Below are 13,473 nucleotides of genomic sequence, written 5' to 3'. Positions count from 1 at the left end.
AATAATGGTCAGTTGAAATTAATGAAGCAACTTAGAAAGTTGGGAAAAACATGTGGAACAAAAAAACGGGTATGACGATCTTAAAAATGCTCTTTCCGATCGTGATCATCCTTGTCTTAATTTTTGTCGCCAAGCAGGAGCTGAGCGGCCTTTCCATTAAAAAGACGTTTTATATTATTGACAGCTTGAATCGAATGGACTTGTTTATTCTTGTCTTTCTTGGACTTGTCGCTGTTTTATCCATGTCCTTATATGATTTTATTTTAAGAAAAAGCCTTGATATGCCCATCAGCGGCTGGAAAACGATCCGAATTTCTTGGATCGCCAACTCCTTTAACAGTGTACTTGGATTCGGTGGTTTATCAGGAGCAGGGCTTAGAACGCTTCTATACAAGGAATACATAACCGATACGAAAAAACTGCTGAAAGGCATAGCCCTTTTAACATCCTCCGTTCTGCTAGGCTTATCTATTTTCAGTGATTTGATTTTAGTTAGGGTCCTGCCAGTTGAAAGTATTATTAGTCAGGAGCCGTGGTTATGGGCATTTGTCATTATTTTTGCTTGTATTGTGCCCATTTACATCATCATGGCGTCCATTCGAAAAAGCTCGATTGAGAGCGGTGAAAACGGACTGAAGCACCCGATCTATGCTTATATTGGTGCATCGTTTTTAGAGTGGCTGGCAGCTGGTCTTGTCATGTACATGGCTGTTGTCTCTATGGGGATGAACGTTGATGTCCGTATTGTATTAGGCGTCTTTGCGATTGCGTCAATCGGCGGTTTAATCAGTATGGTTCCGGGCGGATTTGGTTCGTTTGATCTGATCTTTTTACTCAGTATGCAATACATTGGGTTTGATAAAGAGATGGTGCTGACAGCGCTTGTCTTGTACCGTTTCGTTTACTCCATTTTCCCGTTTATTCTTGGACTTTGTCTAGCGGCATACGATTTAACTGGAACAACACTCAGGCGTCTTGAAGGCAATCCGAGAATGGCTCCTGCTATTGAAACAACGAACGTCTTAATTGTTTTGCACCGAGCTCTGCTCATCCGTCTATTGTACGGATCTTTGTCCATTTTAACGTTTGGAAGCGGTTTGCTCATTATGGCTTCCGTTGTGCTTCCTGTTGATCGTTTAGGCGTGATTACAACCATTCCACGCTTTTTGTTATCAGGATTTAATGGTCTTTCTTTAATGTTCGGGATCATTTTAATGATTTTGTCCATTGAAGTGTATAAAAGAACGAAACGGTCTTATCTATTGACAATGATTGCCTTAGCAGGCGGCTTTGTGTTTACTTTACTAAAAGGGTTTAACCTGAGTTTGATCTTTATATTGCCGGTCATCATGGTGGTATTTTTCTCGCTTCGAAATCAATTTGTGAAGCAGCAGGCGCCTTATTCTTTGAATCAGTTTGTGGCCGCCGCCGCCGGATATTTACTCGTGTTGTTTAACTATAATGTCATTGGGAACTTCATTTGGATGAAAATTGGCCATTTCCTAAGCAAGGACTATTTGGTTCATAATGAACGGCATATCACGATGACCAGTATGATTGCTTTAATTGGCGTCCCTCTTTTCTTTTTCATTAGTAAATTGATTTTTAATAAAAAAGCAGTTCCAATCGGTGAAGAAGCCGATGAAGAAAAGTTAAAAACATTTCTCGAAGAAAAGGGAGGAAATGCTCTAAGTCATTTAGGTTTTTTGGGAGACAAAAAGCTGTTTTTCTCAAGTGATGGAGAGGCGATGCTTCAGTTTGGCCGGATTGGCCGCTGCGTTATTGTGCTTGGAGATCCTTCTGGCCGTAGAGCCTCTTATTCGCTTGTACTAGAAGAATTTTTGGAGCAGACAGAAAAAGCAGGCTATCGTGTCGCTTTTTATCAAGTAGAACGTGAAGGAATGGCGCTTTATCATGACCTAGGTTTTCACTTCTTTAAGCTTGGGGAAGAAGCCATGGTCAATTTAGAAACGTTCTCTTTGTCAGGAAAGAAAAAATCAAACTTACGGGCTGTCGCAAATAAATTTGAACGAGAAGGCTATACGTTTGAAATGCTGGAGCCGCCCTTTTCAGAGGAATTGATTTCAACCTTAAAACAAATCTCTGACAGCTGGCTGGGCAAGAAAAAAGAAAAAGGATTTTCATTAGGCTATTTCCATGAAGACTACCTTCAAAAAGCACCGATTGCAATTTTAAAGGATGAACAAGGGCAGATCATATCTTTTGTGTCCTTAATGCCGATGTATCAAAAAGGAGAGATATCCATCGACCTCATGCGTCATATGCATGATGCACCGAACGGGATGATGGATGCACTCTTTATCCACCTTTTTCAATGGGCGAAAGAAAAAGGCTACACATCCTTTAACATGGGAATGGCGCCATTATCGAATGTTGGCACGTTCCACCAGTCCTTTCTGACAGAACGTTTGGCGAGTGTCATCTTCAATAACGTCAGATATATGTATAGTTTCAGCGGCTTACGGTCGTTTAAACAGAAATATAAACCAGAATGGCGCGGAAAATATTTAGCGTATAAAAAGAATACATCACTGCCTGTCACAATGGTGCTCGTCACTAAGCTGATAGGAATGGACCCAAATCGAAAACGGCGTCCATAAGTCCAACGAACCTTTACCTTTCACTAGGTGAAGGTTTTTTTAGACAAAAGAATAGCAAAAGTGGTAAAGTTGAAGGGTAAGGGGGATGTTCACATGACACTAAATGAATGGTTTACAAAGGGATTAGCTGAACGTACATATGTACACAACATGGAGAAAAACCGTGAAAACTTACTCACGGTGTACAACCAGTACGCAATTCATCAAAAGGAAAAAGAGCTGCTTCAAAAACTTCAAAAGAAAAAACTGAGAGCGCTTGTGATCACGGCAGATTGGTGCGGTGATGCGATGGTCAATGTACCTATTTTCATGCGTATTGCAAATGAAGCACTGATTGATGCGCGCTATTTCATTCGGGACGAGCATCTAGACCTGATGGATCAGTATTTAACGAACGGGACCGCAAGATCAATTCCGATTATCGTCATCATTGATCAGGACGGGAAAGAAGTGGGGAAATGGGGACCTCGCTCAGCAGAAGCTCAGCGCTTTGTCGACGAGAAAAAGCCGGATAAAGATGCACCTGATTTTGAGGAAGCATTTAAAGTGTTTGCGAAAGAAGCCGCACATCACTATACGACAGATCGTTACTTATGGAAAGATATTGAGAAAGAAATAGTAGAAGTTTTGGCAAAAATATAAACCAAAAGACTACTTCGCCGCAATGGGAAGTAGTCTTTTTTTATCTTGTTTTTGCGTTTCACCTACAAAACACCGCATAAAGATGTAGAAAAACCGCAGAATTCTATCAAATACCGCAGAAAACCGCAAAGCATCACGATTTTCCCAACCACTTTTAGTTGAAAAACCTCATATATGCCATGAAAACAGCTATTTTGCCCTTATCTAAAGGCTCATATAACGCACGTCGGATGGCTTTTTCCCAATACAAGAGGCCCAGCAACTATAGTAATCTAGTTGTAATCTCCTTTGAACGAACTAAAAAAAATAAATGAAGGAAAAGGGCTGGCGATCAATTTATGAAAAAAATCATCTATCTCGATCAAGAAAAAAAGAAGCTCGCTGAATCAAAGAAAAGAGAACAGCGTTCCATCAAATCACTCAGACTGCTTGTGTTTTATGACGGACAAAGTCCTTCATGTGCAAAAGCGATTGACCTGTTGAAATCACTCGATTGGAAAAACCGAATTCACTTTGAATCATTTAGACACTCACAGCTGCTGAGACTGAATAAAATTAGTGAAGAGAAGGCAGAGAAACGAATCGTGTCTATTTCCTTAGCGAAAAATCAAAAAAACTCAGGGATTTATACTTGGCTGAGAATGGCTTGTCACATCCCTGCATTATGGGGAACGGTCCCATTCATTGTACTCAGCATTTGGCTTGGCTTTGGGCAGCATGCTTACGATTATTTTGCGAGAAAACGGTACATTCATTCAGTCGAACAAGTCACCCGTCCCGATACAGATCAACAAAAAACCATCTAATCATAGAAAAAGCATGACCTTCGATCGGCAGAAGGTCATGCTTTTTTGTAATATGGGATATATGATGCTAAGTGATCAAGCAGCTTCGTTGTGTAAGACATATAAGCACGCTTATCAAGCTCAGAAGCCGCATAGGAAAGTAAGGTTCTAAGAGCAAACAAGTACTCATTGTGGAGCTGATTGTGTTCAAAGTAAGGAATCGCTGCTTCTACTAAATAAGTTTTCAAATCATGAGGATTCTCTTCAATCATCAATTTATAGATTTTAATCATATATAAACAGTTTGGTTGAATACGAGGCTGTTTGAGCAGCTCGTGTATGTATGGAAGCGCCTTTTTGCGATCATATTCCGCATACAATGTCGCGATTTCATAAAGCGTTTCACAGTAACGATCTTCTATCTGTTCTTGATTAAAATAATTGAGTGAATCTAGTAAATAAGGCACAGCGGATGAGAAATCTCCTTGGCGTTTTAAGAGAACCCCGTAATAAAAATAAGCTGTCATCTTAATATAAGCATCAGGGTGAAGCGACGTGTGTAAAATCACTTCTTTTAAATATCTTTTAGCTGTTTGAAAGGCCTTTAATTCCAGTGAGATGACCCCATGAATGAGTGTACAATGGATGACCCGCTTGAAATTATTTTTTTGTCTATACAAATCCATTGCTTGATGTGTGGCCTCAAGCGCATCACCGAGATGCCCCATGGCTCCAAGTGCTTTTGCATAGTGATAATACAGGTCGCTCTGTTCAACAGAAGCGTAAGAAAAGCAGCTTTCAAGTCTTTTCAATCCTTCTTCGAGCTGACCGATTTTAATCTGGTGGATGCCATCTAGATATTCAAACGTTTCTTTTTCTGTGTCAATAAAGGTTTTTTCAAACTTCTTAAGCACGCGGTGCGTTTTTAAGGCAAGCTGCTGTTTTTCTGTTAATAAATAAAATTGAAATAAGGACAAATGATACTGAATCCCTAAATCTAGCGAAAAGAACTGTTCCTCGTGATGAATGATCATTTCTGCATTTTGCTCTGCTTGATCGAGCGCATAGAAATACATGTTCATCTGAAACTCATCGAGTAATGACAACAGATGACGCGCCTTTTGCGACAGCGTTTCTTGACTAATTCCAAGCCGTTCAAGCAAAAGATTGATCGTATCTTGATTGGCCTCTTTTGAGCCATTTTCAATTTTACTTAAATGAGAGACAGAACAAATTCCTTCTGCCAACTCCGATTGGGTCATATTTTGTTTATAACGATAGAGTTTGATGATTTGCCCAATATTGATTTTCATTCCATCCAGAAGCCTCCCTTCCAATCATGGGTTGAAAGCTTTTTGAAAAAATAGCCGCATGAGACAAAGTGGAAATACCTGAAATCATTTCATCATCTTGGCTTTTTTCTCAAAATTTGTTTAAAACGTAATATGATTGTAACATTACTTGAAAAAGGCAAACAACTTTTTAGCAGAGAGGTGAGGTCTTATTTGCAAACAGCACATGATCATGTTTATAATGTGAATGAGAATCAATTTCAATTAAGGTTGATTGAAAGGATGACATATATGCCAGAAACAAAACAACAAACAGAAGCGTTAACGGTTCGAGACGCTGTCAGATATAGACGATCGATTCGAAAATTCAAAGAAACGCCGGTGAGCATTGAACAGCTTCAGCCATTATTAGAGGACGCAGTCTATGCACCCAATCATAAAATCACGGAACCTTGGCGTTTTTTATATGCAGTGACGGATGAAGCGAAAGAGGTATTTGTTGAGCGGTTTATTGCTTTCTTTAAACGCAACAATCCAGACGCAAAAGAAGAAAAGATTAATCAGTACAGAGATTATTTTTCTAAAGTACCAGCACTTTTACTTGTTGTTCTAAAAGAAGACGAAAATCCAGTTGTGAGAAATGATGATTTTGCCGCTGTGAGTGCGCTCATTCAAAACTTCCAGCTGCTGGCTTGGGATCAAGGAATCGGTATGGTATGGAAGAGCGGCCGTATCTTATACGACAAAGGGTTTCAACAGGATATGGGATTAAAGGAAAACGAACGCTTTGCCGCGATTCTTCACATCGGTTATCCAGAAGAGGTGCCTGAGGAAAAGTCACGTCAGAAGGCATCAAGCCTGCTAACTGAAATCAAATAAAAACAGACCTTTTGATAGGGTCTGTTTTTTTTTACTTATTGTTTTTTGGCACGCTGATCGGCTGCTTTCATACGTGCCATCGCTTTTACGTCATTCGGATCTGCAAGTTCTTTGGAAAATTCAACATATTCGCCATCCGTCTCTTGTGCCGCAAGCTGGTGGTTGGATTTTTTGTGTTGGTCTTTTTTCAAAGCTTTTCCCTCCTTTACAAGATCACTTTAGTTATGTGCTTGTAAAAGAGGAATATCCGTTTTATTTGTTTCTTTTTTCTGCTGCTCTTTCCGCTTTTTTGAATTCCTGTTGATACAGAACTTCCTGGGTTTTCTTCAGTTTTGAAGTCGGCTGGTGTTCTTTTTTCTTCATCAAAATCGCCCCCTCATCTCATTTTTAATAGGATGGGTGTTTTTGACAAAATTTATTCCTCTGAATGCAAAATCGCTTCTTTTAGCTCAGGGTGCAAAAATTCATAAGAAGAAAGCAGTGCCTTTTTCGGCAGAGCACGTTGGCCTTCTAATACAAGCAATGACATGTCGCCAAGTGCGGTTTTGATAACAAAGGACGGCACCTTCAGCCAGTGAGGGCGATGAAGGGTAGATGCAATAGTTTGCCCCAGCTGCTTCATTTGAACAGGATTTGGAGATGTGACATTGAGTGGACCTGATATGTGTTCATGTTGAATGGCATACGCAATGAGATGTGCTACATCCTCCACGTGAACCCAAGATACCCATTGCGAGCCAGAGCCAATCGTTCCACCGGCAAACAGCTTGTATGGCAAGGTCATAAGAGGAAGTGTGCCTTTTTCTCCTAGCACTACCCCAAAGCGTGTATAAACCGTGCGAATACCGAGCGCCTCAATTTTTTGCCCTTCAGCTTCCCAAAGTTTTGACGTATGACTTAAAAAGTCTGTATCGGCTGGAGGGGCCTCCTCCGTAAAGTCTTCTGTCTTGGAAGTGCCGTAGATACCGACAGCACTTGCTTGAATGAGCACAGATGGTTTCGATTCCTGCGCTTCTATAATGCGTCTCACTTCTTGTGTGGATTGAATACGGCTGGAGAGAATGCCTTTTTTTGCTTTGTCCGTCCAGCGTGTGAAAATGGATTTTCCAGCAAGGTTAATCCATACATCAATCGCAGGCAATTCATGTTCAGGTTTAGCACCATCTGTCAGCCACTGCACGTAATGTAAATGATTTTGTTCGGATTCCTTTGGATTTCTTGTTAGAATATATAGATGATGTCCTTCAGCTGCGAGCACCTTTGTGACATGCTGGCCGATAAACCCGGTTCCTCCGGTAATGGCGATATTCAATTGACATCTTCTCCTCTCATATACATACCTATATCTTTCACGATTTTGAATCAGAAGAAACATCCTGACTGTTGGAAAAAAGGAGTGATCACAGGATGCCCTATATTACGAAAATCTCTGCTCAGAAAAACAATACAGAACGCGTGAACATCTTTCTTGATGAAAAGTACGCTTTTAGCGTTGATCTAGATGTGCTCGTCCAGCATGATTTGAAAAAGGGAAAAGAGCTGGACGAAGCCGATATCATAGAGATTCAATTCGGTGATGCAGTAAAAAAAGGATTTCAGCAGGCCGTCGATTATTTATCGTATCGGATGAGATCAGTGAAAGAAGTCACCGATTATTTGACGAAAAAAGACATACCAGCACCTGCTATTAGTGAAATTATACACAAATTAAAACATTATAAGTATGTAAATGATCTTGAATTTGCAGAAGCGTATGTAAGCACCCACCGAAAAACGAATAGCAAAGGCCCGTCAGTGCTAAAAAAAGAATTAAAGCTGAAAGGCATAGACGATGACACCATCGAACAAGCACTATCGCAATATCCGAATGATTTGCAGCTAGAGGAAGCAGTGAAACAAGTGCTGAAGCTGGTTAAGAAAGAGAAAAACCGGTCCGCAAAAGAAATTGAACAGCGTATCAAATTGCAGCTTCAGCGAAAAGGATTTTCATTTGATATCATTGATAAAGCCCTTCAAGAAGCCTATGATGGACAAGAAGAGGAAAAGGAAGAAGAAGCCCTTCACTATATGCTTGAGAAGGCAAAACGCAAGGTAGGATATGACGGATCATTTGAGAAAAAAATGAAAGTGAAGCAATTCCTTTACCGAAAAGGATTTGATCTTGATACAATTGATCACGTTTTAGACAAAGGGGAATGACAGATGGAAAAACGCTATAGTGAAATGACAGAATACGAATTAAAGCAGGAGATTGCCGCTCTTTCTGAAAAAGCAAGAAAGGCTGAGCAGCTAGGCATTGTGAATGAATATGCCGTGTTGGAGCGGAAAATTGACATGGCGAAAGCCTATTTATTAGATCCAGCTGCTATTCAGACCAAAACGACCTATCACATCAAAGATACAGACGAGCAGTTTTATGTGGAGTATTTAAATGGTGTTTTTGCTTGGGGCTACAGAGTATCAGTGCCAAATAAAGAAGATGCCCTGCCGATTTCAATGCTCACGCAAAAGGACTGATCCCTAGAGATCAGTCCTTTTCTTTACTTCGAACGTTGTTTACGGACGTTGTTCTGAAGTACGATGTCGTGCTGCGTTTGCTGCGTTTCTCCGTTGACCTGAGAGGCAGAATGTTTAGCATTCGCCCATGGTTGAGGGTAAGCGGTTGTTCTTAATTGAACAAAGTCTTCCATATACGATTTCCCATTTGAACTCATATCTCAAGCACTCCCTTTGGAAAAATTAGCGTTTCCCTGATGCCCTCATACGTTCCTGTGGACGTGTATTCGTCTCACCGTTCGGCCTTTTAGACGCATAAGCATCTGTGGCCCCTGGTTCGCCTTCAAACTTGTGATTCACTTGATTTGGAAAGCCCTTTGCTTTATTACGCATACTGATTCCCTCCAAACAATACAAATCATTTGCGTCTTTTGAAGACGTAAGGGTAGTATATGAAAAAAGAGATTTTTTTAAAAAGGCACTTTCTGCTAGATGAAGGAGGAACCAGTATGGAACAATATTTTGAGCGATTAACCGAACAACTAATGGAAAAAAACAATATGCTCACATATGAAGAAGCACGTACATGGGTAGAGCTCCTTTGGAGTGATTTTGAAACAACCTATGCAAAGGCTGGCCGCAAATATAAAGGACAGGAAACGACTGAACGGATTGTCCGAGAATGGATCGAAAGCTACGGCGCTCAGCTGCATTTATTTCAAAATAAACAATCGAAGGCAAATGAGCATCTGCAACAAAACGACAAAGGGCTGCTGCATTAAAAGGGTTGCCCTTTTCACTTCGACTCATCTTTTTCAACAAACAGGAAAATATATAAATGACCAAACAATTTTATGAAACAATACCCAGTCTGTGATCAAAATTACAGGCTTTTTACAATGGATAAACTTAAAATTACATTAAATTCATGTTGGTGAAAATCACTGGAAATAAAACTCTGATATAATGTAACGATTAAGGATACATGAAATTTATGGATAATAAAAAAGGGTTTCGTTTTCTGACAAAAAAGGAATAATGAACATAACAGACTATGTGAAAAAAGTGAAGAGAAGGTGCGATATGGAACGGGAACTGCTCTCTGTTATAATTCCTTCTTACAATGAAGGTGAAAACATCAGACGAATCTTTGAGGCACTCGAGGAAGAGTTTCGCGATTTTCATTATGACTTTGAAATCATCTTTGTGAATGATGGAAGCAAAGACAATACGCTTCAATACATGAGAGAGCTCTCTCACAAAAGTGCAAAAGTCAAATACATTTCCTTTTCTCGTAACTTTGGGAAAGAAGCTGCAATTTTAGCAGGTCTTGAGCATGCAAAAGGGGAAGCTGCGATCATTATGGACGCCGACCTGCAGCACCCAACGTATTTGATTCAGGATTTTGTTAGAGGCTACGAAGAAGGTTATCATCAAGTCATTGCCAAACGAAACCGTAAAGGGGACAGCAAGCTTCGTTCTTACCTATCATCGATGTATTATAAAGTGATGAACAAGGTGGTCGAAGTGGACTTGCGTGATGGTGTAGGAGATTTCCGCTTAATTTCCCGTCAAGCGATCGACGCATTGCTTCAGCTGAAAGAGGGAAATCGTTTTTCAAAAGGGCTTTTTTGCTGGATTGGCTTTGAAGAAAAGGTCATCTATTATGAAAATGTGGAAAGACAGCACGGTGATACAAAATGGTCACTGAAGAAATTATTTAACTATGGCATAGATGGCGTTATTTCTTTTAACAACCGCCCGCTGCGTATTTGTTTTTATACGGGTATTTTGATCTTATTTCTCTCTTTGATTTACATCGTGGCGACCTTTATTCAAATCGTCAGAACGGGCATCATGGTACCGGGTTATTTCACTTTAATCTCAGCTGTGCTTTTCCTCGGTGGTGTCCAGCTCTTGAGTCTAGGTGTGATTGGAGAATACATTGGCCGAATTTACTATGAAACGAAAAAGAGGCCGCATTACTTAATTCAAGAATCAAATGTTATGGAACAAGAGACAAGCTCAAAAAAACAAGACCGAGTGTTAACGCAGTTATTTAAATAACGTGGAGTCAAATAACCGGCAAGCACGAATCGCTTGCTGGGTTGTTTTGTTTCAATGAACAGTGGATCTTTTGGAGAAAGGATTTAGATGATGAAACGTAGATGGATACTCATTGGAATGTGCCTCATCCTTGCTTTATTAGGACACTCCTTTTTCTTATATGAATATACGCAAGGCCGATATATGACGGGAGATGGGGATGGCATTTCACAAATGCTCCCATTTAAAAAATTGCTTTACGATGAATACGTCAAAGGGAACTTCTTTTATTCCTATCAATTCGGTCTAGGCGGCGGTACATATACGCAATTAGGTTATTATTTTACAACGTCGATGGTCTTTATGGTCACAGTCGCTGTTGTCTGGTTGTTAAATGCGCTCCACCTTATTCAGTCAACAGACATTCACTTTTGGGCAAATGCTGTTATTTGGCTGAGTGTGATCAAGCTGACAGTCATTCTGTTCATCGCATATCGTGTGCTCCTTTCGATTGTGCAGCATAGGCTGGGGGCGCTCACAGGTGCCGGTATTTACGGACTGTCTATTGTGTACTTTCGGCATCAAACGTTTTGGGAGTTTTTCACCGACAGCATGATGTGGCTTCCGCTGCTTGTGCTCGGGGTTGAACGTATTTTCAAAACAGGCAAGCCGGCTTGGTTTATTGCGGCTTGCAGTCTCATGCTGATCAATAATTTTTACTTTGCTTACATTCACTTTATCTTTTTAGCCATTTATCTTGTCTTCAGATATATGATTAAGCTTCAAAGCGAGGAGCGAGGCTGGAAGGTGTTCTGGACCCTTGCGATCTCTACGTTGTTATCGTTTGGGATCAGTGCTGCCTTTTTTATCCCGTCTGTTTACGGCTTTCTCAATAATGTAAGACCGCCGTATGAACAGGCAATTCCTTGGTTCGAGCTGCATGATCATCTGCTGTTTACAAGCAGGGTGTACTTATTGCCGGTCATCTTTCTGATTTGTCTGTTTCTCGTTCCGCTATACCGGAACAGATGGTTTTTCATGTTCACATCGATCAGTGTTCTGCTGATCATTTTTCACTACAGTCCAAAGATGGCGAGCGTGTTTAATGGTTTTTCTGCACCGCAGTACAGATTTGAATATATTCTTGCTTTTACAGTTGGAGCGGTCGTAGCCATCACCATCAAGCATTTCTCGCAAATCGAGTGGAAGTGGAAAAAACGTGCGGTTTTAGGCGCTTGGATTGTATTCCTTCTCGCAGTCGCCCTTTCAGAACGAGCAAAGGGAAATATCGATGTTGTTGTATTTACCGGAATAGGACTGCTTGTGATCAGTTTGTTCTTCCTCTCGATACATGCGGGAAAACGTCTGCACCTGGGCCTCTTTTCAGCTGTGCTCATCGTTGTGAGCTTACTGACAGCAGGCGTGTATCAGCAGGGCTACTTATTTGAAAGAAGCAATATTAAGAGCGTATCAGATACGTATCTGAATAGTGAGGCGTATGCTGGACATGAGCAAATGAAGCTCATTCAGCAGATTCAAAGCCGCTCAAAAGAAGATCCGCTTGCCCGGATTGATTGGATGAACGGCGTGCGCAACAACACCCCGTTATTTGAAGGCTTTCAAGGCATGAGTGCGTATTCAAGTATATTGAATCAGCATCTGCTCCATTTCTACTGGAATGACCTGCAAATTGATATGGGACGGGAAAGTGTCAGCCGGTATGCAACAATGGGGGACAGGGCGAATTTATACAGTCTGACCTACGGGAAGTATTATATGAGAGACAAATCGATGTCTTTCTCACCGCCGGTTTATTTTAAGCCCATATTGGAAAGCGAACATTATGAAGTGTATGAAAATACACGCCCGCTCCCATTTGCAAGAACAACGAGTACTGTCTATTCAGAAAAGTCACTAGAGCATGCGTCAGCACTTGATAAAGAACACGCAATGTTGCAAGGTGTGATCTTAAACAAAAAAGGAAATGCTGAAATCGACCAATCGCCTGATCGAATAAAGGATACAAACATTCATACTGAACAAGCGGTATACGAAAATGGCGTGCTTGATGTATACGGGAAAACGGGCGGGCTGAATCTCACCCTTCCAGATGATATCGCTCGCATGGGGGATGTGTATGTGAGCTTTTATGTGAAGCGGACCGACCGTAACGAAGGGTTTCAGTTATCTGTGGATGACTACGTCACATCACGCAAAAGCAATACGTCTATCTACAAAACAGGCGTTAATGACGTGACGATCCGAGTCCCTGCGGAAAAAATCCTTTCCATACGAGTTCCAAAAGGGACGTATGAGCTGAGTCAATTAAAGCTGTATCATGAGCCATACCGCATCCTTGAGCGAGCATATGAAAAAGAAAAACAGGATGATGGCAGCCAGCAGGTGAAGCTTAAAAATAACCGCTTTACGATTTCTTATGAGAACAAGCGCGGCGATGATTATATGATTCTGCCTGTTCCATATGAAAAAGGCTGGGAGCTCACGGTGAACGGCCATCAAACCGAGATTGAACAAGCCAATTATGCGTTTATCGGTTTTCCAATAGAAAAAGGCAAAAACGAGATCGTGCTAACCTACTATCCGCCTTATATCAGAATACTAGCGTTCATTTCACTGATCAGTTTGATCGCTGCGATTTTATATGCATGGAGAAAACACAAGAAACACCACTTTTCAGCATAAGTGGTGTTT

15 protein-coding genes are annotated in these 13,473 nt (G+C 40.9%); 9 read left to right on the top strand and 6 right to left on the bottom strand.

Translation table 11 applies throughout. The annotated features are described in order from the left end of the window. The first annotated feature begins 50 nt into the window (after positions 1–50). From mprF to EBQ12_RS15200, 3 genes are all read left to right on the top strand, one after another. On the top strand, positions 51–2,621 hold the full coding sequence (gene mprF, locus EBQ12_RS15210) for a bifunctional lysylphosphatidylglycerol flippase/synthetase MprF (protein ID WP_125590526.1): 2,571 nt from the start codon (positions 51–53) through the stop codon (positions 2,619–2,621). Positions 2,622–2,714: 93 nt separating this feature from the next. Beyond that, a complete protein-coding gene (locus EBQ12_RS15205; RefSeq protein ID WP_008341670.1) occupies positions 2,715–3,263 on the top strand; it encodes a thioredoxin family protein in 549 nt (182 codons plus the stop codon). 338 nt (positions 3,264–3,601) lie between these two features. Beyond that, positions 3,602–4,069 carry a thiol-disulfide oxidoreductase DCC family protein gene (locus EBQ12_RS15200; protein ID WP_007496690.1) on the top strand — a complete coding sequence of 156 codons (468 nt, stop codon included), beginning with the start codon at positions 3,602–3,604 and terminating at the stop codon, positions 4,067–4,069. 35 nt (positions 4,070–4,104) lie between these two features. Here EBQ12_RS15200 and EBQ12_RS15195 read toward each other — a convergent pair whose 3' ends face one another. Continuing rightward, positions 4,105–5,361 (bottom strand): transcriptional regulator, encoded by a 1,257-nt coding sequence (locus EBQ12_RS15195; RefSeq protein ID WP_008341668.1) that lies wholly within the window; start codon positions 5,359–5,361, stop codon positions 4,105–4,107. 270 nt (positions 5,362–5,631) lie between these two features. Between EBQ12_RS15195 and EBQ12_RS15190 the strand changes: the two genes are divergently transcribed. Next, the gene (locus EBQ12_RS15190; protein WP_024720283.1) at positions 5,632–6,219 is read left to right on the top strand and encodes a nitroreductase family protein; all 588 of its coding nucleotides are present in this window, start codon (positions 5,632–5,634) and stop codon (positions 6,217–6,219) included. Positions 6,220–6,254: 35 nt separating this feature from the next. Here the strand turns inward: EBQ12_RS15190 and EBQ12_RS15185 are convergent, their stop codons facing one another. The 3 genes from EBQ12_RS15185 to EBQ12_RS15175 all read right to left on the bottom strand — a co-directional run bounded on the left by EBQ12_RS15185 (position 6,255) and on the right by EBQ12_RS15175 (position 7,531). Then, positions 6,255–6,410 (bottom strand): YfhD family protein, encoded by a 156-nt coding sequence (locus EBQ12_RS15185; protein WP_008341997.1) that lies wholly within the window; start codon positions 6,408–6,410, stop codon positions 6,255–6,257. A gap of 61 nt (positions 6,411–6,471) precedes the next feature. After that, entirely contained in the window at positions 6,472–6,582 is a 111-nt protein-coding gene (locus EBQ12_RS15180) for a YfhE family protein (RefSeq protein WP_017358836.1), read from the bottom strand. 52 nt (positions 6,583–6,634) lie between these two features. Then, a complete protein-coding gene (locus EBQ12_RS15175; RefSeq protein ID WP_024720284.1) occupies positions 6,635–7,531 on the bottom strand; it encodes a TIGR01777 family oxidoreductase in 897 nt (298 codons plus the stop codon). Positions 7,532–7,626: 95 nt separating this feature from the next. On the opposite strand from EBQ12_RS15175, the gene recX reads away from it, so the two are divergent. Both recX and EBQ12_RS15165 read left to right on the top strand, forming a co-directional pair. Next, the gene (gene recX / locus EBQ12_RS15170) at positions 7,627–8,418 is read left to right on the top strand and encodes a recombination regulator RecX (protein WP_017358838.1); all 792 of its coding nucleotides are present in this window, start codon (positions 7,627–7,629) and stop codon (positions 8,416–8,418) included. Between the two features lie 3 nt (positions 8,419–8,421). Beyond that, positions 8,422–8,736: a YfhH family protein gene (locus tag EBQ12_RS15165; RefSeq protein WP_035703753.1), complete on the top strand. Its 315-nt coding sequence runs from the start codon at positions 8,422–8,424 to the stop codon at positions 8,734–8,736. Between the two features lie 23 nt (positions 8,737–8,759). On the opposite strand, the gene EBQ12_RS15160 is transcribed toward EBQ12_RS15165, so the two are convergent. Beyond that, the gene (locus tag EBQ12_RS15160; protein ID WP_003217811.1) at positions 8,760–8,933 is read right to left on the bottom strand and encodes a YpzG family protein; all 174 of its coding nucleotides are present in this window, start codon (positions 8,931–8,933) and stop codon (positions 8,760–8,762) included. A gap of 25 nt (positions 8,934–8,958) precedes the next feature. Further along, positions 8,959–9,108, bottom strand: coding sequence for a small, acid-soluble spore protein K (locus tag EBQ12_RS15155; protein ID WP_003217849.1), 150 nt, complete (start codon positions 9,106–9,108; stop codon positions 8,959–8,961). 116 nt (positions 9,109–9,224) lie between these two features. On the opposite strand from EBQ12_RS15155, the gene EBQ12_RS15150 reads away from it, so the two are divergent. From EBQ12_RS15150 to EBQ12_RS15140, 3 genes are all read left to right on the top strand, one after another. Then, complete coding sequence (locus tag EBQ12_RS15150; protein WP_017366871.1) at positions 9,225–9,497, top strand: YfhJ family protein; 273 nt, start codon at positions 9,225–9,227, stop codon at positions 9,495–9,497. 301 nt (positions 9,498–9,798) lie between these two features. Further along, positions 9,799–10,782: a glycosyltransferase family 2 protein gene (locus EBQ12_RS15145; protein ID WP_017366872.1), complete on the top strand. Its 984-nt coding sequence runs from the start codon at positions 9,799–9,801 to the stop codon at positions 10,780–10,782. Between the two features lie 87 nt (positions 10,783–10,869). After that, a complete protein-coding gene (locus EBQ12_RS15140; RefSeq protein WP_125590524.1) occupies positions 10,870–13,464 on the top strand; it encodes a YfhO family protein in 2,595 nt (864 codons plus the stop codon). The last annotated feature ends 9 nt before the right edge of the window (positions 13,465–13,473 follow it).

The organism is Bacillus sp. 2B09 (assembly GCF_003946835.1).
GTDB classification, from domain to species: domain Bacteria; phylum Bacillota; class Bacilli; order Bacillales; family Bacillaceae; genus Bacillus; species Bacillus altitudinis.
This window is presented reverse-complemented; position numbering and strand designations above follow the sequence as displayed.